Origin of the sequence: Aureispira sp. CCB-E, from assembly GCF_031326345.1 — a bacterium.
Taxonomy (GTDB): Bacteria; Bacteroidota; Bacteroidia; order Chitinophagales; family Saprospiraceae; genus Aureispira.
The window spans coordinates 4,016,741-4,038,876 of the sequence record NZ_CP133671.1 but is presented as its reverse complement, the minus strand read 5'-3'; the positions used below and the strand labels follow the sequence as shown (position 1 = coordinate 4,038,876).

Here is a 22,136-nt window from a genome sequence, read left to right as displayed (position 1 = left end):
ACGCCCAACATCAAAAAATATATGAAAATAGCAATTATAGGAATGTCAGGTTTATTTCCAGGTTCTTCTACTAACGAAGAGTTTTGGGATAACTTGGTCGGTGAAAAAAATTTAATTGAGTTTGCCAACGAAGAAGACTTTGGAGTTGACCCCGATCATTTTTACCAATCGGGCAAAGGGATTGTTGACAAATGTTATTCTTTGCGAGGTGGCTATATCCGAAATTTTGATTTTGATCCGAATGGATATGAACTCTCAGCCAATTTTGTAGCCCAACAAGATAAGTTGTATCAATGGTCGCTCTATGTTGCCAAAGAAGCTTTGAAAGACAGTGGTTATTATAATAACAAAGCTGTTTTAGAAAAATGTGGTTTGATTCTAGGAAATTTATCGTTTCCTACTGGCTCTTCACATAGATTATTATCAGACGTTTATACCAAAACAACTGAAAAAGCACTTCAAGAGCTGCTGCACGATAAAAATTTCAAAATTCCTGCCAACAACTTCCCGCCTCCCAACAACGAAGTACTCACCTATACCCCATCCGAAATGGTGGTCAAAGGTTTGGGTTTGGGTGGTGGGCATTATGCCTTAGATGCGGCTTGTGCCACTTCTTTGTATGCAATCAAACTAGCTTGTGATGATTTGGTGACAGGTAAAACGGATTTAATGTTGGCTGGGGCTGTTTGTGGTTCTGACCAATTGTTCATCCATATGGGTTTTTCTATCTTTCATGCCTATGCCCCACACGATCAAAAATTTGCACCATTGGACAAAAACTCTGGCGGTTTAGTGTCATCAGAGGGAGCTGGTATTGTTGTTTTAAAACGATTGGAAGATGCTCAAAGAGACGGCGACCAAATTTTGGGCGTTATTGGTGGTATTGGCTTGTCCAATGATGGACGAGGAAAATTTTTGTTAAGTCCTAATCCAAAAGGACAAAATTTAGCCTTTGAACGCGCCTATCTATTGGATGATGTTTTGCCTCAAAATACTAGTTATTTGGAATGTCATGCAACAGGAACGCCACTTGGAGATGTCACAGAAATGAACTCTATTTCCAACTTCTTTAAGCAGCATGATACGCATCCTTTATTGGGTTCTGTCAAATCCAATATGGGGCACTTGCTAACGGCAGCAGGAATGACGGGCTTGTTTAAAGTTTTGCTTTCGATGAAAAAAGGTTTTATCCCTCCTAATGTCAACTTGACACAAGCTGTTCAAGCCGACAACCAATGGATTCAGGATAAGCACATTATTACCGAAACAACGCCTTGGAAAGGCAATCAAGCAGGGATCAATTCCTTTGGTTTTGGTGGCACCAATGCCCATATGGTTATTCAAACCTATGAAGGACAAAAAGAAACTAACTCTAGTCCTATACCCCCCGTTCCTATGTCTATTGTCGGAATGGAAGCCTACTTTGGGGATTGTACCAACCTAGAAGACTTCTATGCTACGATTTATAATGGTAAACAGCATTTTAGAGAACTACCCTCCGAACGTTGGAAAGGATTTGATGCCAACGAGGCATTGCTTAAAGATTACGGTTTTGAAAACGGCAAAGCTCCTAAAGGGGCTTATATCAATGCATTTGAAATAGACCTATTGCGTTATAAAATTCAGCCCAAAGAAGCAGAAACATTAGAGCCTCAACAGGCTTTAATTCTAAGTGTAGCCGATAAGGCTTTGCAAGATGCAGGAATTCAAGAAAGCCAAAATATCGCTGTATTGATTGCCATGGAATCAGAGTTGGCTATTCACCATTACCTTGCTCGTTGGGATAGTACTTGGCAATTAGAACAAGCATTAAAAAATAGCAATATTTCTTTGGATGAGGAAAAGAAAAAACAATTAAAGGAAAGCTGCAAAAATGCTATTTATTTCCGTGAGGGAGGACAAACACCTAGCCAACACACCAGTTTTGTAGGTAATATCATGGCTAGTAGAATTGCGGCATTATGGGACTTTTCTGGTCCAGCCTTTACCGTTTCTTGTGGCGAAAACTCTGTCTTTAAAGCCTTAGAAGTTGCTCAAAATATGCTGTCTTTAGGTGAAGTAGATGCCGTAGTAGTTGGTGGTGTAGATTTTTGTGGTGGCTTAGAGAATGTCTTACTTCGCAACCAAAAATCGCCTGTTAATACAATAGACAAACCGAGCCTTAGTTTTAACCAAGATGATCACGGCTGGCTAGTCGGAGAAGGGGCAGGCGCCATCGTCTTAAAACGCAGTGAAGATGCTCAAGAAGATAAAGTTTACGCTACCATTGATTCTATTGGACAAGCAACAAACAATCTAAATGTAGGCTACCAAGAAGTTGTCGCCAGCGGCATTTCGACACAAGATAATCAAGAAATACTACAACTCTTGCAAACAGAGCAAGCGCAACCTGTTGCCTTGGGGTCTGTTAAAGCTAATATTGGGAATACTTGTGCTGCTTCTGGCATTGCAAGTTTGATAAAAACAGCTTTGTGCCTCCACCACCGCTTTATACCTGGCATTCCTAATTGGAAAGCACCCAAATTTTCAGAAGAGTTTGCTACTACTAATTATTATTTTCCAAGTCAATCTCGACCTTGGCTCTTGAATGATAGCATTGACAAACGCAGAGCTGCTATTAATGGCTTAGATGGCTTACAAATTCAAATGGTGGAAGCCAACAACTATGAAGTAAAAGAAACGCCTTTGACGCACGGGCGCATTGCAAGCGTGGTTATTTTGAAGGGAAATAACGAAACAGAGTTAGAGCATCAAATCACCCATCTCAAAACAACGGTTGAAGACAGTAAAAAAACATTGGTACAAATTGCGGCGCAATTTTATCAAGCTGCAAAGCAGCAAAAAACAACCTATTGTATGGCGGTTGTTGCCAATAATAAAAAGCAATTGTTACAAGAAATAAAGTTCCTTCAAAAAGGCTTAAAAAATGCGATTGCTCAGGGCAAAGAAATTAAAACACCAAAGGGATCTTACTTTACAGGAAATCCTTTGGCTCAAAAAGGAAGTGTTGCCTTTGTCTATCCAGGATCGGCTACTGCTTACCAAGGGTTGGGGCAAGATATTTTTCAACTTTTCCCTCAGTTGCATACTCATTTTGAAGCAAAGGTGCCCAATATGGCTGATTTTGTGGGGACGAAGTACCTGCACCCACAAACGCAAAGCATCACAGACGAAGCACCCAACATTCACAAAGATGCTGTAGGCATGATGTCGGCTGGTGTTTTCTCTTCTGCTATTTATACCTATATACTGCGCTCTTATTTCAAGTTAGAACCCAAAATGGCTTTAGGGTACAGCATGGGAGAATCAGCAAGTATGTGGTATTCTTTGGATGTCTGGAGTCCTGATCGTACGGCTACGTTTAGAAATTCTAATTTATTTTTAACAGAGTTAGCTGGTGATCTCAATCTCATTGCAAAAGTCTGGAACATTAGTCCTGAAGAGGCTCGTCAACGATGGATTAGTTTAATCGTTTTGGCTCCTAGAGAAAAAGTAGAAGGCTTGGTAGCTCGTTATGACAATGCTTATGTTAGTTTTATTAATACCAATAACGAATTAGTTATTTCTGGAGAAAAAAGTGTTTGTTTGTCTATTGTAGAACAATTGTCTTGTCCTTCTGTTGAAGTTCCTTTTCAAAATGTCATTCACCACGATTTTTGCAACTTGGTATACGATGAATTGATAGAAATGCACCGTTTTCCTTTGGATCAACAACCTACTATTGATTTCTACTCTAGTATTGATGCAAAGCCTCTTCCTTTTGACAGTCAAAAAATTGCCGAAAACTCCACACAGGTTTGTTGCCAAGCCGTCGATTTTCCCAAATCAGTCGCAACAATCTACGATAGAGGAGCTCGGATTTTTATAGAATTAGGCGCCAATGCCACTTGTACCAATTGGATCAAAGAGAATTTAAAAGGTCAAGAACATTTGGCACTTAGCATGAACAAAAAAGGCAAATCTGAAGCTCAGAATATTATGGAAGCGATTGCGCAACTACTGAGCCATGGCGTAGAGCTGGATTTGGATATTTTGTACAAACACGTGTCTCTAAAAGCAGAGCCTCGTTCCTTTAAGAAAAAAATTATTACAGGTGGAAAGCGTATTTTTGATGTCTTGCTCAGTGACTCTAACAAAGCTACTTTTGCAAATTTACCATCTCAAAATAAGCGAAAAGAACCTGCCTTAGCCCTCGCAACAGCAGCTACAGAAGCTACTTTTGTCACCTCTAGCGCTACCGTTACGAGTCCAATAGAACAAAAAAATATTTCAATACCTAGTGCTCAGTACACCGCTGAGACAAAAAAATCAGTCGTCGCCTTGGAAACAAAAACAGTTGAAACAACAAACAACAAAACCTCAAATCCAAAAGTTGGTGAAAATGGTTTGTCACTTCAAGATTTTAGCTCTGGAGAACATTTAAAAGGAAAGACTATTGTCTTTTCGCAAGAAGATTTACAAGAATTTGCTACAGGAAAAATTGGAAAAGTATTTGGTCCTGAGTATGATATTATTGACACCTATAGCCGACGCGTGATGCTACCAATGGATCCTTATCTATTGGTCAGTAGAGTAACGGGTTTGAACGCAAAGAAAGGCGAATTTAAGCCTTCTACAATGCAAACCGAGTACGATATTCCTTACAATGCTTGGTTTACAACAGACGGTCAAATTCCTTGGGCTGTTTCTGTTGAATCGGGGCAATGCGATTTATTATTGATTTCTTATTTAGGAATTGATTTTGAGAACAAAGGCAATTTAGTCTATCGTTTGTTGGATTGCACCTTAACCTTCGTCGATGATTTGCCTTTTGAAGGACAAACTCTACGTTATGACATTTCTATCAATTCTTTTGTTAGAAATGGCGACAATCTACTCTTCTTCTTTAGTTACAATTGTTACGTTGAAGATCGTTTGGTTTTAAAAATGCGCAATGGTTGTGCTGGTTTCTTCACAGATGAGCAGCTAGAAGAAGGTTTGGGTGTTGTTTATAGCAAAGAAGAGTTAGAAGCAAAAGTAAATGCTAGAAAACCTAAATTTACGCCATTACTCAACACAACAAAAACAAGTTTTTCGAAAGAAGATTTGCGTCATCTAATCAACGGCGACATTGAAAAATGTTTTGGCAATGTCTCTTATTATGCTAATGGAAGAAATAAATCTCTGTGCTTGCCTCCTGAGGAAATTTTGATGCTAGACCGAATTACTTCTGTAGATTTAGAAGGTGGTGCCTATGGGCTTGGAAGTATTGTGGCAGAAAAAGATTTGAGTCCTACCGATTGGTACTTCCCTTGTCATTTCCGTGATGATGAAGTATTAGCAGGTTCTTTGCAAGCCGAAGGAGGTGGAAATTTATTGCGTTTCTTTATGTTGATGCTTGGATTGCAACGATTAACCAAAGATGCTCGTTATCAACCTATCTTTGATTTGCCACAAAAGGTTCGTTGCCGCAAGCAAGTTGTTCCAGGAAAAGATACCAAATTGATTTACAAATTAGAAGTAAAAGAAATTGGCTTAGTTCCTAATCCTTATGTCATTGCTGACTTAGAGATTATTTCTAATGGTGTTATTACGGTACATTTTGAGAATTTAGGTTTGCAACTGAGAGAAAAAGACAACCCCAAATATTTGGAAAAAGAAGCCGGTGTCCAAATTTCTCCACGTTCCAAAGATGCCCTATTGAATGAATTGGACATTACGACCTTCGCACTAGATAATTTATCCAAAGCCTTTGGTCCTGATTTTGCTTGTTACGATGGTAGAACGGTTTCTCGTCAGCCCAACACAGATTTACAGCTTATTTCTAGAGTTTTAAAAATCGATGGCGAGCGCTTGAATTTCAAAAAACCATCTACTATTTACGCAGAATACGATGTTCCTGTAGATGCATGGTATTATGAGCAGAACTCTACGGCAACGATGCCCTACTCTGTTTTGATGGAAATCGCCTTGCAACCTTGTGGTCTATTGGGAGCTTATTTGGGTTCTACGTTACCTTTTTCTGACAAAAATCTATTCTTCCGTAATTTAGATGGTACAGGAGAAATGTTCGATTTGCCTTTTGGAACAGATTGGAGAGGAAAAACAATTCATAACAAATCGGTATTGGTTTCTTCCGTTGCATTGGGTGGCACTGTCCTACAAAACTACACCTTCGAATTAAGTATTGATGGTCAAGTCTTTTATAAGGGAAAATCATCTTTTGGATTCTTCCCTGGCGAAGCTTTAGCACAACAAGTTGGCTTAGATAATGGCGTAGAAGTTCCTGCTTGGTATGTAAGTCAAAATTTGCAACCTAAAGATTATGTCTCTATCAATTTAGATTCGTTATATGGCAAGATGAAACTATTCAAAGCGCCAGCAGACAAACCTCATTATCGCTTGGCAGGTGATCAATTGTTATTATTAGATAAGCTAAAAATTGTCAAAGACGGCGGAGAATATGGCAAAGGCTATATCCACGCTAGCAAAATTGTTAATACATACGATTGGTTCTTTACCTGTCACTTCTATCAAGATCCTGTTATGCCTGGTTCTCTGGGAGTTGAAGCGATTCTGCAAGCTATGCAAACATTTGCTTTGCAACAAAACTTGGGTAAAGCATTTAAATCTCCTAAATTTGTGCAATTAGATCATCACAAAACTGTCTGGAAATATCGTGGGCAAATTTTGTTAGGCGTAGAAAATATGCATTGTGAGGTACATTTCAAAACCATTGAAAAACGTGGCGACACCCTTGCCATTATTGGCGATGCTTATCTTTGGAATGAGGGTACTCGTATTTATCAAGTGACTGATTTAGCACTAGGTATTAAAGAGGCTTAATGGTATATATTAAACCATCTTACAATAATGCATTCCTTTGTGTTCCTTGTTTGCTTATTGTAAGGTGGTTTTAAAAAATATATTACTGATTATTACAGGTATTCACCTATGAAGATAAAACTATCTGGTATCACCCGTTTTTTTATTTCTTCTCCCAATGCTAATATTGTTACAGGAATTGAATTAAATACTCTGGTTACCAAAGAACAACTAAGCCAAGCCTTGATTCCCATTCTTGAACAGCAACCTGTTCTTCAGATGGTTCCTACTGTTGATCAAAAAAATGATGTTTATCTTGTTTTTAAGCCAACAGCAACCCCCATCATTAAAGTCTATGAAGATGTTTCTTATACCACTTTGGCGCAGGAAAATTTACAAACAGTTCATCGACTTAACGAAAACGTTCTAATACATTTTGTCTTAAATCAACACCGTGGTTATAGTGATTTGATTGTCGTTGCTAATCATGCTATTTGTGATGGGATTTCTTTGAATCATATCTTGCATGACTTAATTGCTGTCTTAAATGGAGATGCACTTGCGCCTCTCCGACCTGTAGGCATTTTAAAAGAGTTGATCCCAGAAACCACAGCCCCAAAGTCGCTAGATTGGGCGATGTCTCTCGTCAATCGCTTGTTAGGCAAAAAAGATTTTTTGCTCACTCAAGATATGATTGATACGATGTATGCCAATTATTGGGAAAATCGAAAAACGAGCTTGTGGATAGAAGAGTTAACAGAAGAAGAAACAACAAAGCTTGTTCAACATTGCAAGCAAAATGCTTATTCTGTCAATACTTTTTTGGCAACATTGTTCTTGTATACAAGGGCTGATCTCCCTAAAAAATACCCTTCGGTTTACAATTATATTGTTACTGTCAATCTTCGAAAAAAGCTAAAAGTAGACCCTGGGCACAATATGGGACTTTACGTGAGTTCTATGAAATTTGACTTGCCTAAAAACACTCAGATCCCCTTCAAAGCTTTTGCAGGAGGACTGCAACAAAAGATAAGTCAATGGTTTGACTCTCCTGATTTGTTTGGGGTTATCAATATGGAAGGCATTAGCCCAAGTTTTATTGATATTGCTAATTTGAACAAATACAATATTCGTAACGATTGGTTCATTCAAAAATTGATCAAAAAACTAGATTTAACTCGGATTAACACCGCTTTTATTCTAACCAATTATGGTCGCTTAAATTCTGATCAGACAAAAAAATATCATGTCAAGCACTATCTTCCGGTTGTGGTATCTTCTGCAATGACAATTGAGCACTATATTAGTGTTTATACTTACAACAATAAGATGCGAATTGGACTGTGCTATGATGGCCATGTATCTTCTAAGAAGGAAGTAGACGCTTATGTTAAAACATTCAAAAAATTATTAAAAAAACACATTCTTTGACACTAGTTGACGAATGCAAATACATACTTAAAATTAAATACAACAAGATGATTAACTTCACAGGAATAAAGCAAAAATTGTATTGGAAAGGCTCTCCTAGAGCAATTTCCTTTGATGCTGCTGGCATGGAGCAAAAGCTAAAAAACACAAGCGACAACTGTTTTGTTGTTTTAGATCATGCAGATAGAATTGGAGTAGCCAATGCAGGGGAATTGACCACCGATGGTAATGGTCTACAAGTTTTAGGTATGGTAGCTCCTATGACTGCTCAACAATTGGGAGATCCTACCTTTAGAAGAGATTACCAACTAAAGTACGCTTATAAAACAGGAGCTATGGCAAATGGGATTGCCTCTGAGGCTTTGGTTATTGCAATGGGCAAGGCTGGATTATTGGGATCTTTTGGGGCAGCAGGCTTGGTTCCTAATCGAGTAGAACAAGCTATTAATACAATACAAGATGCCTTAAAAAAAGAACATTATGCGTTTAACTTAATTCACAGTCCTAATGAGCCTGCTTTGGAAGAAGGTGCTGTTAAGCATTTTTTAGCTAGAGGTGTACAAGTTGTAGAGGCTTCTGCTTTCTTAAACTTAACGATCAATATTGTACACTATCGTGTAGCTGGTTTGACACAAGATGCAGAGGGAAATGTGGTTATCAACAATCGCGTCATCGCCAAAATTTCACGCAAAGAAGTGGCAAAGCACTTTATGCAACCCGCTCCTAAAAAATATCTAGATAAATTGTTGGCAGCTGGAAAAATCACAGCTCTACAAGCAGAATTGGCAGCTAAAGTTCCTATGGCTGATGACATTACCGTTGAAGCAGATTCTGGCGGGCATACCGACAATCGTCCATTGGTTGCTTTGTTGCCTTCTATCATTCGTTTGCGTGATGAATTGCAATTAATCCATCAATTCAAGACAGCCATTCGTGTTGGAGCAGCTGGTGGAATTTCTACTCCTGAATCTGCCTTATCTGCATTTATGATGGGAGCTGCTTATATTGTAACTGGTTCTGTAAATCAAGCTTGTGTAGAAGCTGGAACGTCTGAGCATGTGCGCAAATTATTGGCTAATGTCTCTCAAACGGATGTCATGATGGCTCCTGCTTCTGATATGTTTGAAATGGGGGTTGAACTACAAGTTCTGAAACGTGGTACTTTGTTCGGTCCCAGAGCCAAAAAATTGTATGAATATTATATGAAGTATGAATCTATTGATGATATTCCAGCAGCAGAACGAGAAAAACTAGAAAAACAGACATTTAGAAAGCCTTTGGAAGAGGTTTGGCAAGGTTGTATTGAGTTCTTTCAAGAGCGTGACCCTCATCAAATTGAACGAGCTCAAAACAATCCTAAACGAAAAATGGCTTTAATTTTCCGTTGGTACTTAGGCTTGTCTTCAAACTGGGCAAACGCAGGTATCAAAGAGCGAGTAAGTGATATGCAAATCTGGTGTGGTCCTGCAATGGGTGCTTTTAATGATTGGGCAAAAGGTACTTATTTGGAGGCCTACGAAAATCGTACAGCAGCCGATATTGCTGGGCATATCATGGAAGGCGCTGCTTATCTTTATCGTGTTCAAGCCTTACAAACGCAAGGAATACACTTACCAATCGAGTGGGCAACTTATGTTCCTAACGAAAAACACGTTGCTGCTCTGCTTAGCTAATACTAGTCCAATTATAATATCTTTTAAGCAAAAGGGTTATTTTTTTTGGGAATTCACAGGCTTTAACACCTTGTTATCAAGCCTTTCACAAAAAAAAACAACCCTTTTTATTTTGATAAATTGATTTTTTTGAACTTGCCTATAGAGTAGGATTCGTTTATTATAGTAAGGTAGGTATACTATTCTCTTCAGAATAACATAAATTGAGAGAGCAGGTACCGAGTTTTATCTTCTAATAATTGAAGCATAAAACAGCTACTATTTTACACTGATGCTTCGTGGATTTTTGATTTTTCTCATAAGAATAAAAAAAAACTACAAAGTAATTTCACACCAAACGTCCTGCTTATGCGTATTTTATTTTTAGTCATTTGTGCTTTTAGCTACCCTTTTTTTTCATTTTCTCAAAAAGGTTTAGAGCTAACTATTAACAATAGCATCAATTTTTCATTTATACTCAATCAAAATGATCAACAAGAAGCCTCTATACTTTCTAGAACTAGTATTGGAAACACTAGTTTGGTAACAGTTGGTCATAATTTTAGTAAAACCCTAGGCATTGCAACAGGATTGGGGTTTACTTATTTACAACAAAACTACGTCCAAACGACTACTGCTAAGCAGTTAAAAATATTGCAAGAAACTAGCTTTAGAGCCTTAACTTACATTAGACTTCCTCTCCTGTTTAGAATTAGCAGCTCACCTAATGCTCCTGTTCAGTTTTTCATGCGCTTGGGACCACATTTAGATGCTTTAATAACGGCAAGAGGACGAACTAAATATCCTTTCAATTCAGGGCGTTCGGATAAAAAAATAGATTATAGGGATCAATACGGCAGCACCGAACAGCCCTTAAACATTTTCAATAATTTTGTTTTTGGGGCATCTATTGATTTGGGGGCCAAAATTCAACTTAGTGAGTTGTTTGATTTGCTTATTTTAGCACATTTTGAAAGTTCTTTAACCAATTTAGAAGGCGAAAGTGCCCCTCGGTATTTTCCTTCTGATTTTCGTGCAGTGACACCCAATGATTACATTTTGGTTCGCCGTCACACACACGGTTTAATGGTTGGCTTGAACATTGGTCTAACCTATAGATTACAATCTGATAGTATGTTTTACCAACCTAGAAGTCGCTATCGCAGTCGCTACTGGAGAGCACAATAACGACTGGAAAGTTAATAGTTGTCTAATATTTACGAACGTGTAATATCTCGAATAATTTTTAAGTGATGTTCTGTATGAATTTCCAAGAAACGAAACGCTTGATTTTTATTCAATAGACCAAAATAAGGATGATCAAAATACGCATTAGGAGCCACATTTTGCATCGACCTTAAAGCTTCTTTGCATTCTTTTGTCAAATTCAGCAAAGCTTCCTTAGTCATTTCTTCTTCTTTCGGGCGAACGGTCTTAGGAGACTTTCCCTTTCCTCTTGGTATTTTATTGGTCAAAAAGATAATTGTGCGTGTAAGATTGAACTTTCGCTTATACTTCTTGGGATCGGATTTTTCAACTGTCTTTGCGACTCCATAGATCACTTTTAACATATGTCCTATTTGCCATCCAATAGTAGACTTGGAAATTTTTTCATTAACCAAAGATGCTTTATCTACATAGGATTCCAATTCCTCAATAGCCTTTAATAATTTCATATATCATCTATATTTTTGTATTTTAACGGTTGCAATATATGAAAAAATAAACTACTTCTAAGTAAAATGTCGTTTTATAAAAAAACGCATCAGAGCTCCTAAAGTAATTGATGTAAATGTGAATCCTACGATTAAAAACAACATATAGCTTCCTTCGATGATTAGCTCATACATTCCTGTATAAGCCCAAAATGTAGGAATAAAAGAAAAAGCATATTTATAATCTGGCACAAAAAAGGCTGCTAAGGGCAAACTAACCACTAAATTAAGTCCTTTGAACCAAGTCATACCTTCTATTTTGTTGTTTGCCAATCCCGCTACAGACAAGGCCAGCACAGGAGCCAACAAGCCAAATAAAGCAGCAAATAAAAAAGTTCCCAAAGGATTTAGGCTGTATAAAGGCTGTAGAATTAAAATAATGAATGTTGTAATCGTAGATAATAAATACGGTGCTAATAATCGGGTAAGTAAAAAGCCATTTTTAGAGATGGGTAAGATGCCATACATTTTCGCTACTTCAGTATCCCTTTCATCCAAAAACACAACGCTATATATAAATCCATACATTGTTGATGCTTGGGTGCAAGACATGATGACGATATACACAACATAATCACTTATTTCGGGATACGTTTCTTTCAAATAAGGGCACAAAAAGCAGACAACTAATAAAATTAAAATAGGCATTACTAAGAAAACTCTTAAAGAGGCATCTCTAAATATAAGCCTAAAATCGTTGACTGCGGTGGTTAAAAATTGTCTCATAATCGTTTTGTTTAATAGGCGATTGCCCTTTAATTAAGTCCGAACAGATTTATAAAATACCTTAAATGCTCCCCAGTAAAGAACAACTATCCAAAAAATCGTAGAACCATAAGCGAACAGCAATTCACCAGTCGCCAAGGGGCTTTCATACGAACTTATTAGCAAATCTGTTGCTCCTTGTGTTGGAATCAGCTTGAACCAAGCTATATCGGTTAGATGGTAATAATTTAACAAAGGTAAACTTAACAGCATCATAACAGGAATAGACAACAGCATATAGTTTAAAAACTCACTTGTATAACTAATTAAAAATACACCCGCCAAGCTAAAAATAAAACAAATACCAATTACTCCCATTGAGCAGTGCAACCAGTTAAATGAAAAGCCCAAAGCGGCAACGACCATTCCCAAAGCACAAAACCAACCGATTATTGTTAGAGCAATTGTTCTTGACAATAAATAATGGTGAATACTCATTGGTGTAACCAAAAAAGCAGGCAATACTTGCTGGTTTTTTTCCAAAATAACAGCCAAACCAAAAAATAGTAACCCAATTAAACTAGGGTCGTTATAAACTAGCAATGTTAATGCTTTTTCCATATAAGCAAAATCCTTAAAAATATAGAAAATGATGGCATATAGAACTGTTACACCGACACTTATATTGATCAAATTGTTGCGCTGTAAGATAACAAACTGCCACTTTAACTGCTCCGCCAAATGTTTTAAGTTGTCCATGTCTCTAGATTTTTAAACTGGTACCCGTTACTTTAATAAATACTTCCTCTAGAGTAGCTTCTAAAGTTTCTATTTTCATTAGATCTTCTCTTTTTATCAACTCCAAAAACATTTGATTGTGCCCAATATTTTTCACAGGAAACTCTGTCTTTTCCCAATTATTCATCGTTACTTGAATACATTCTTTACCGTGAATGTGCTTTAAATTAGAAGGCGTATCTGTCAAAACAATTTTTCCATCAACAATAAAGGAGACTCGATCGCACAATTCATCGGCCGTCGTCATATCATGAGTAGTAATAAAAATCGTCTTTCCTTGCGCTTTTAGATTTTTTATTTGCTCTTTAACTTTGTGTGCATTGATGGGGTCTAAACCTGAAGTTGGTTCGTCAAAAAAGATAATATCAGGATTGTGCATAATCGACCGAATAAAATTTAACCGCATTTTCATTCCTTTCGAATAATCCTCTACTCTTTTGTCGATATGTTCTTCCATCCCAACCGCTTCAAATAATGTTTCCAACTTTTGTAGCTTTTCTTCTGGGTAAAAAGAGCCGAACAAGGTTAAGTTCTCTCTAGCGGTCAATTTCATGTAATGATTGGGCAGTTCAAACCCCACACCAATCCTAGTATAATAGTCTTTACCCAAAGTATCCAAAGATACACCATCTATTAAGACCTCTCCTTGATAGTCGGTCAAGATTTTGTACAAAATCTTTTGAGTCGTACTTTTTCCTGCACCAGATGGTCCTAAAAAACCAAATATTTCTCCACTCTCGATGGAAAAATTAAGGTTATCCAAAGCAAAGCTCTTGGCTCCTTTGTAACTATAACTAAGTTTTTCTACTGCTATCATATTCAATTATTTTTAGCGTTTAAAGCCCCTTTTAACAGAGCAATTTGCTCATCTACAGCTTCCATCAAAGCTGCTTTGTCCAAAGCAAAAACAGGTTTTCCATCCTTTATATTTCCATCGAAATCGATGTGGTAACGATCCCTTAATACATCACCAGTCCCCATGCTTACCGACACCAAAAAGTAAGTCATTGCTTCTGCTGAAATATCTTTTCTGAAATGTCCCAAATCAACTTCTGCTTGAATAACATTAATATACGCCTGAATCGCTTGATGCTTCCATTCTTTCATATAATCCTGAAGAGCTTCAGAAGTTTCTTTCTCTCCTATTCTATATAAGAAACGACTCTCTAGTGGATGTTCTAAATCAAATTGAATTCCTGCTTTGTATTGTGCTCTATAATAATCCCAAAATGTAGGATAATCTGCTCGTCTAATTCCCAAGACATAATGCATTTTTGTTTCTTCACAACGAGATTTTAAATAGAGGTACAAATCAAGTTTGTTTTCAAAGTATTGATAAACCGAACCTTTGGCTATATTTAGCTTTTTGACCACAACTGAAACTGACGCTTTGTCGTAATTTTTGGCAGCAAATTCTTCTAAAAATCCTTTTATAAAAGCTTCCCGTTTATCTAAAGGCAATTTTTCAAATGTTGGTTTTGGCATTATTTATACATTTAAATATAAGTGACTATATAGTCACATGACTACATAGTCACAATTATAAGCCATCGAAACTATAAAAGCAAGTTTTGAATAAAAAATTGTCTGTTTTTTATACTGAATAAGTAAGAGGTAGCAAAAAAAGCAATGTCAAAATCATTAATACCTAAGCACTACAATGCGCCATTTTCCTTATGTGCTTTATAGTTTTTGTCTACTTTTGCCCCTACTTTGATCAACTTTAGGGGAAATTTATTAGTAACCTCTGATTTAAAGTTATCTTGTTCCCATTTGCCCAAATCACCATGCCACAACACAACGGCTTTTTTGCTTTTTGTATCAACAATTTTTACCGTAATGTTATCTTCTCGATTAACTAATACTCTGTGCTTAAATTGTTCTTTTAATTCTTTGGCGCCCATTTTTTTTGACAACGTCTCTTCCACCAAAACAGCACCTCCTGCTTCAACGACATAATTCCACGGAAAATCTGTGTTCAAAAGAGTATCTTGAATGATCTTTCGGTCAAACTTACAGGTTGTCAGAGCAACCTCAATCGTTGTGTTAAATAACTCATTAGGAGCCTGCCATTTCCACTCCACTGCATTACTCATGACGATATTCCCCTCCAGATCTGTCACCACTGCATTTAATGACAAACGAGTTCCGCCTACTATATTTCTATGCGAAAAAACGACATAGACACGTCCACTGTCTCTTGTCAATATAAAATCATCTTTTTCGTGTGTCAACATCCCATCCAAAAGAAAAGCTTGAGAAGAAGTTCCATTTTTCTGAATATCAAGTTTTAACTTCGTTTTATTTACAAAAAATGTAGGTACTTCTAGCTTCAGCTCTATGACCTGTCCATAATTCTCCAACCAAAATCGCTCTCCAGCTTTCACCAACTCTAAAGACACGTCTGTTCCTTGAGAACGATTAGACAATGGTTCTGTAAACTTTTGTAAAATATTCATCGCCACGTCAGGGACTAAATCTACTTGAACAGCTATTATTTCATCTGTTAAGCTAGCATAAGGGATAAAGTAAAACAACTTATCTGCTATTCTAGGATTTTCTGTGATATGCTCTTTTTTTATAACTGCTGATAAATCATCCCCCATGATATGATAAACTGGAAAAGTCAAAGCATCGCCATTAGCTTGATAAAACTTCACATACAATGGAGCGTTATCATAGACATTGAGCAATTCATAATATACTTGAAGCTGAATTCCCTTGGCACCTTGATACTTATAATCATGCTCTACTTTCATCCCAGCATCTATCACCCAATCCTCGAACTGAATAGGCTTGTAAAGCGTATGGCGAGCAGCTTGTATTTGCTCTTTATTATCCAATTCAAAATAAAATTCGACATTTTTACAAGCCTCTTTCCATACATAAAAAGGAATAAAATATTTTAACTTACCCTTTACCTTTAAATCTATCTTGGCATCTACAGCGGGTGTTTCTTCTATAGGATACAACACTGGCACATCTAAACGAATCCCATTTTTATCGTAACAATTTAGATGAATGGTTGCTTTTTCACCTTGGTAAGCTTTTGCCAAATCATATTCGATCGTAATGGCAACCCCTTCTTTTTTACTATACAAATAATTGGGATCGCTATAAATTGAAATGGACTGCCGAGCTTGTGCACGTTGCGCATAGTCAAATTCTAAGTTTTTAATATTTCCAAACATTTGTCCGTAAACATTGTCAACGTATTCACCATTAGGATTTAGCTTCGTATAAGTTCCCAATAACAAATCATTACTACCATCTCTATCATAAAAAGACCATGTCAACTGTTCTCCTTCCAAAACATAGAAAGACAGTTTTTTAGGTGCTATTGAATATTGATTATGTTGTACTTCTGAACGATAAACAGGCTCTGAACCTTCATTGGTTGTAAAGGTATAATACACATCTGGGAGCCATTCTTTAGGATTAGAACCCTCATCATAATGCACCAATTGCTCTTTGACAGCAGCACCTTTGAGATTTATCTCTACTTTATACCGAAGCGGTTGCTGTATGCTCAACGTTCCTCCATAGTCTAGCAAATTCTCTAAAGTAATATTTAATTGTAGTCCTTCATGAAAGCCATTGAGTAGATTGATGCCCCGATAAGGAATAAAGACCTGCGCTGTTGACCACACATTATGAGACAGAACCAATATTTTTGTTTCGTTGGCATAAACTTGCATTCCATTTTTTTCTAATGTTACAGTAGGAACAATAGAAGTCAAACGGCTACTAGTGTTTGTATACAAATACTCGAATGTCAGCAACAGACCTTTTGTCCCATAATCAGCACGATAAACATCTTTTTGAAGCTGAGGATTTTTGAACTCAAAATTTGCATTAAGAGACTGTCCCAATATTGACACAAAGGGAAGAGACAATAGTAAAAGGTGTAATAGTTGCTTCATAGTGAAATGATCTTCTAGTGCTTCTCAGTCTACTGCTAAACAATATACTAAATTATTCTATATTTAAAAATTAAGAATATACTTGTTCTACCTCATCCAATAAATCAAATACCATAGCAGCCTCATCTGCTTGTACTAGTTGAGCACGGTAGGCTTTCACTCCTTTTAATCCTCGAAAATAGTTGGTATAGTGTCGGCGCATTTCCAAAATTCCTAATTTTTCTCCTTTCCAAATCACAGACTTTTCCAAGTGCTCTTTAGCTGCCGCAACACGTTCTTGAATTGTTGGTGGTGGCAAATGTTCGCCTGTTTTAAAATAATGTTTAATTTCTCTAAATATCCAAGGATATCCAATAGCAGCACGTCCAATCATAATTCCATCTACCCCATATTTATCTCTATACAAAGCTGCTTTTTCGGGACTGTTGATATCCCCATTTCCAAAAATAGGAATTTTAACCCTTGGATTTCTTTTGATATTGCCAATTTTTGTCCAATCTGCCTCTCCTTTGTACATTTGTTTTCGAGTCCGACCATGAATAGACAAAGCTTGTATGCCGACATCCTGCAAACGCTCTGCAACATCCTCTATAAAAATTGTATTATCATCCCACCCTAGACGTGTTTTCACTGTGACAGGTTTATTCGTTGCTTTCACAACCGCTTCTGTCAATTTAACCATCCTAGGAATATCTTGAAGAATTCCTGCTCCAGCCATTTTACAGACAACTTTTTTGACAGGGCAACCAAAATTGATGTCTATTACTTCGGGATTTGCTTCTTCTACAATTTCTGTTGCGCGAATCATCGAATCCATATTAGATCCAAATATTTGGATTCCTATTGGTCGCTCATAATCAAAGATATCTAATTTTTCAACACTTTTGGTTGCATCTCGAATCAATCCCTCTACTGAGATAAATTCAGAATACATCATATCACAGCCTTGTTTTTTGCACAACGCTCGAAAAGGGGGATCACTAACATCTTCCATTGGGGCCAACAATAGTGGAAAATCTCCTAATTCTATATCTCCAATTTTAACCATTATTCTATATTATTTATATCGTCTATGATTTTTTGTTTAATAAAAGTTCATTTTGTACTTTTTCTAAATGCACAAAGATACAAAGTTTCTAATGCTTTTAAAAATTAGCAATCTGAGCAAATTTATAGTTTTTGTCAAAATAAACATCTCTGATAAAAAAATAAGCTCAACAGGTTGTGTTGAGCTTATTCTTACCTTAATAAAAGGAACATTTTGGGGATTCGTGATTTTATTTTACTCTAACAACGTTGCGGTTGCAGGTTGCGTTGATTGTGTAATGATTCGAGTTAGCAACTCATTCAAATATTCTACTCTATACTCTCCTACTGTTGGCTCAACATGCCCATTTCCAACGCCACTATGATCGGTCATAAATACATAAGAACCATTTGTTGTTAATGAGAAAAAGCGCATCAAAAATTCTGTCTTTTTATCAATTCCACTAGAAGCAATAGGAATTAATTTTATTCCTTTTTCGGCAGCGCTAGTAATGCTTTTTTGAATGCTTTTGAGGCTCTTACTATCATGGTGTGGTGGAGCATCTAACAACAAGAAAACGATACGAGTTCTAGCTGATTTAGACCAATTTTGCATGGAAACAGCTTCTTCCAAAGCTACATCAACTGCCTCCGGATAATCACCGCCACCATCTGCTGACTGACCATTGATAAAATTGATAGTCGCATCAGTATTGGCAGACAAGGCACTAGAGCGAGTTACATACTTGTCGCCTTCATCTCTATAAAAAACGGACCCAATTTGAAGGGCTAAATCAGGTTGTTCTGTTTTCACCTGCGCCACAACATCTTCCAATTCTTTTTTAAGGTATGCAATTTCATCTTCCATTGATCCTGTTGCATCTACAACAAACATGACATCAGCGCGATTTTCAGGCATGGTTGATGTCATTTTCAACTTAATATCATTAATCCCTTCCATGAATGTTTGGGGAGAGTTTAAGGTCTGCTTTTTTCCTTTGTAATCAATAACTATAGTATTCTTTAAATCTTTACCTTCTGAAAATGGTTGCGCCCACAACTCAGCAATTCCCGAATTATTTGTTCTTGCTTCCCATATTTTTCGATTATCTTTTCCTAACAATTCCACCCGACAATCCATTACAGATTGCCCCATATTATCTGTTATTCGAACCGAATAGCGTTGAGAAGGAAAAAATTGCCACTCTTGCTGATATTCTGAAAAATTCTTCTTTTGCATTAATGACTGCCAAAATTTCCAGTTATTCAAATCATTCCATTCTCCTGCCGTCAAAGTGCCAGCTTCCGCATTAATATCATCTCCTGAAATTGAGCCATGATTACCATTATCAACAGCAATATCATCTCCTCCATTGCCTCGAATCGTCAATGCATTTATTTTATAGGGATCAACAACGATATCGGCACTAGAACTTTCTGTATCAAAAGAACAGCTCACTAAAGAAAAAAGAGCGATACCACATGTCAAGTATTGTATTTTTTTCATAAGAAGGTGATGTTTATTTTATGGGATTATACATTCTATTTATTCATAGAATTTTGCTAGAGATGTGTAGAATATAAGAACTAGGGCTCTAAGACTTTAAAACAAAGTCCTATTTCCACAAAAGTATATGACTTGAATGATTCAAATGTTACCTGCAATGTCAAAAAAAGCCAAAAAAAGTTTTTTTCTAAAACTCCATTTTTGCATCTTTTTCGTATTTTCTTGTATGCCTTTTTTAGAAATTTTCTCTTAATTTCATTAAAAAGTTTTTTCAAGAAAAGGTAAAAAACCAGATCATGCCTTAAAAAGCAGACTAAACTTACAAAAAAAAGCAATATAAAATCACTTTATTCATTAATAATCTATTTTTTTTATCTAAAAAAAATTAAGCTTTTGTTCTTTTATCCTCCTTGCTAATTAAGTAATTATACAATCATACCATCTACAAATAAAAATATCTATTGGAATTTAAACATTATCAAATCGTACAAATAAAAACTAGTAACGAAGATCGTGACTTGGAACCCCATCGCCATCTTTATTATGAACTCTTCTTCTTTTTTGCAGGAAGTGGCACCCATCTTATTGACTTTAAAGATTTCGACATCAAACCTCCTAGTATTCAACTAGTTGGTCCTCACCAGCTGCATCAAGTCAAACATTCAAGGGATTCTCAAGGTTATGTTATCAAAATTCAACCAACTCTAATTGCCTCCAATCCCTTTTTGAATAATTTCTTTAATTTCATTCAATACAATCAACATTTTGAGGCTGGTGTCGCTATAAATAAACAAGAAGCTAGGTTATTAAAAGATAGTTATTTGTTTTTAAAATCGTACAATAACAACAATTCTAATGACTCTATTTTTGCTGCCTTGTCGGCACTTAATTTATACATATCCATTCTTAAAAAATATCAAAAATTAAGCAAACAAGCAGAAACAAGTCCCAACAACGAATACTTCAATCAATTCTTGGATTTGGTAGAACAAAATTATCACATTGAAAAAAGCACAGACTTTTACACCCAAGCAATGAACCTCTCTCTCAATAGGCTAAATGGCATTGTAAAGGAAAGAACAGGCATGACCGCTAAAAAATTTCTCATTACTAGAGTTTTGTTGGAAGCCAAACGTTTGATTATTCATAGTGAAAAAACCGTTAAAGAAATTGCTTACCAACTCGACTTTTTAGAACCTGCTCACTTCTCCAATTTTTTTAAAAAACACTTAGGAATGACTCCCAGTACTTTTAGAATAAAGTTTCGATAATACATCAACCAAATGTAATCCCAAATATGTTCTTGTTTAATTCTTTTTTTAAATTTTCCCTTTTGCCAATCATTTTACCTTTTCTATTGGTCTCTTGCAAAGGAGCCTCCTCTTCTAATGATAGTACTTCCTCTACAAAAGAAAGTACCTTCGGGCAAATAACATCCGACTTTGACTACAAGGCAATGCTTATTTTCCAAGATAAACAAGAAAACTATTGGTTTGGAGGTAATGAAAAAGGGCTATACAAATATGATGGTGAAAAGTTGATGCGTTTTACCAAAGAAGATGGCTTATGCAGCCATGCTATCATTGGAATACAAGAAGATCATTTAGGAAATGTATACTTTGATACTCCAGAAGGCGTTTCTAAATTTGATGGTCACCGATTTACTACCTTAACTGTCATAGAAAACGATTCTTCTAAGCACCAATGGAAATTAACCTCTACTGATCTATGGTTTAGGATGGGTTGGTCTAAAAAAGGTCCCTATCGTTACGATGGCAAACATTTATATTATTTAGAATTTCCTCCACCTAAACTTGCAGAAACATTCTATGCTAAACACCCCACTCCTTCTTATTCTCCTTATGGCATTTATTCGATGTATAAGGACCGCAACGGACACCTTTGGTTTGGCACAAGCTCATTAGGACTTTGCCGATTTGACGGTTCAACTCTCCAATGGCTTTATGAAGAACATTTATCCTTAACCCCAGAAGGAGGTGAATTTGGAATCCGAGCAATTATCGAAGATCAAGAAGGCTATTTTTGGTTTTCTAACAATCGTTATCGATATAAAATTTCTCCAACAACATCCAACAGGACAACTCTAGACTATCAGAGAGAAAATGAGATATTACCCAACGATAAAGCTACTATTTATTACATGTCTATCGTTGAAGATAATAATGGCGCTTTATGGATGGCTACTTATGATGATGGTGTTTGGTGCAAACAGCACGACCAACTAACCCATTATCCAATTAAACGTTCTAAGAAAACTCCTTTAATTTTCTCGATTTACCAAGACAAGCAAGGCAAACTTTGGCTTACGACACATGATTCAGGTATTTATTGTTACAATGGAAAACAGTTTGAACCATTTCATTTCTAACAAGCACCTAATCAGATAGATTTTATACAATTTTATGATAACCTATCGTATTTTACTTTTTTTTGCAAGTCTTGTATCATTTTTTGCATCGACTTCCCATCCTTATTCATATACCTTTGTATTGTAATCAAATGATAGATCGAAATAAGCAATTATTGGCAGTTAAATTTTGCTAATCATTTACTT

At 36.4% G+C, this 22,136-nt stretch carries 14 protein-coding genes; 6 read left to right on the top strand and 8 right to left on the bottom strand.

Annotation, left to right across the window (positions count from 1 at the left end):
* The first annotated feature begins 21 nt into the window (after positions 1 to 21).
* The 4 genes from QP953_RS15655 (at position 22) to QP953_RS15640 (ending at position 11,075) form a co-directional block, all read left to right on the top strand.
* Complete coding sequence (locus QP953_RS15655) at positions 22 to 6,825, top strand: PfaB family protein (RefSeq protein ID WP_309551686.1); 6,804 nt, start codon at positions 22 to 24, stop codon at positions 6,823 to 6,825.
* A gap of 108 nt (positions 6,826 to 6,933) precedes the next feature.
* Positions 6,934 to 8,235: a hypothetical protein gene (locus QP953_RS15650; protein WP_309551684.1), complete on the top strand. Its 1,302-nt coding sequence runs from the start codon at positions 6,934 to 6,936 to the stop codon at positions 8,233 to 8,235.
* Between the two features lie 47 nt (positions 8,236 to 8,282).
* The gene (locus QP953_RS15645) at positions 8,283 to 9,908 is read left to right on the top strand and encodes a PfaD family polyunsaturated fatty acid/polyketide biosynthesis protein (protein WP_309551682.1); all 1,626 of its coding nucleotides are present in this window, start codon (positions 8,283 to 8,285) and stop codon (positions 9,906 to 9,908) included.
* Between the two features lie 348 nt (positions 9,909 to 10,256).
* Entirely contained in the window at positions 10,257 to 11,075 is an 819-nt protein-coding gene (locus QP953_RS15640) for an outer membrane beta-barrel protein (protein ID WP_309551680.1), read from the top strand.
* A gap of 29 nt (positions 11,076 to 11,104) precedes the next feature.
* Here QP953_RS15640 and QP953_RS15635 read toward each other — a convergent pair whose 3' ends face one another.
* The 8 genes from QP953_RS15635 to QP953_RS15600 all read right to left on the bottom strand — a co-directional run bounded on the left by QP953_RS15635 (position 11,105) and on the right by QP953_RS15600 (position 19,561).
* On the bottom strand, positions 11,105 to 11,563 hold the full coding sequence (locus QP953_RS15635) for a DinB family protein (RefSeq protein ID WP_309551679.1): 459 nt from the start codon (positions 11,561 to 11,563) through the stop codon (positions 11,105 to 11,107).
* A 57-nt stretch (positions 11,564 to 11,620) separates the two neighbouring features.
* Positions 11,621 to 12,328, bottom strand: coding sequence for a hypothetical protein (locus QP953_RS15630; protein ID WP_309551677.1), 708 nt, complete (start codon positions 12,326 to 12,328; stop codon positions 11,621 to 11,623).
* Between the two features lie 33 nt (positions 12,329 to 12,361).
* Complete coding sequence (locus QP953_RS15625; RefSeq protein WP_052593147.1) at positions 12,362 to 13,066, bottom strand: hypothetical protein; 705 nt, start codon at positions 13,064 to 13,066, stop codon at positions 12,362 to 12,364.
* A gap of 4 nt (positions 13,067 to 13,070) precedes the next feature.
* A complete protein-coding gene (locus QP953_RS15620) occupies positions 13,071 to 13,922 on the bottom strand; it encodes an ABC transporter ATP-binding protein (protein ID WP_052593145.1) in 852 nt (283 codons plus the stop codon).
* A 2-nt stretch (positions 13,923 to 13,924) separates the two neighbouring features.
* Positions 13,925 to 14,590 carry a TetR/AcrR family transcriptional regulator gene (locus tag QP953_RS15615; protein ID WP_309551676.1) on the bottom strand — a complete coding sequence of 222 codons (666 nt, stop codon included), beginning with the start codon at positions 14,588 to 14,590 and terminating at the stop codon, positions 13,925 to 13,927.
* A 170-nt stretch (positions 14,591 to 14,760) separates the two neighbouring features.
* Complete coding sequence (locus tag QP953_RS15610; RefSeq protein ID WP_309551675.1) at positions 14,761 to 17,028, bottom strand: hypothetical protein; 2,268 nt, start codon at positions 17,026 to 17,028, stop codon at positions 14,761 to 14,763.
* 70 nt (positions 17,029 to 17,098) lie between these two features.
* Positions 17,099 to 18,076: a tRNA dihydrouridine synthase DusB gene (dusB, locus tag QP953_RS15605; RefSeq protein WP_052593139.1), complete on the bottom strand. Its 978-nt coding sequence runs from the start codon at positions 18,074 to 18,076 to the stop codon at positions 17,099 to 17,101.
* Between the two features lie 234 nt (positions 18,077 to 18,310).
* Complete coding sequence (locus tag QP953_RS15600; RefSeq protein ID WP_309551674.1) at positions 18,311 to 19,561, bottom strand: vWA domain-containing protein; 1,251 nt, start codon at positions 19,559 to 19,561, stop codon at positions 18,311 to 18,313.
* 461 nt (positions 19,562 to 20,022) lie between these two features.
* Here QP953_RS15600 and QP953_RS15595 point away from each other — a divergent pair, with 461 nt between their 5' ends.
* Both QP953_RS15595 and QP953_RS15590 read left to right on the top strand, forming a co-directional pair.
* A complete protein-coding gene (locus tag QP953_RS15595; protein WP_052593133.1) occupies positions 20,023 to 20,832 on the top strand; it encodes a helix-turn-helix transcriptional regulator in 810 nt (269 codons plus the stop codon).
* Positions 20,833 to 20,894: 62 nt separating this feature from the next.
* Entirely contained in the window at positions 20,895 to 21,950 is a 1,056-nt protein-coding gene (locus QP953_RS15590) for a two-component regulator propeller domain-containing protein (protein WP_309551673.1), read from the top strand.
* Positions 21,951 to 22,136 lie beyond the last annotated feature (186 nt).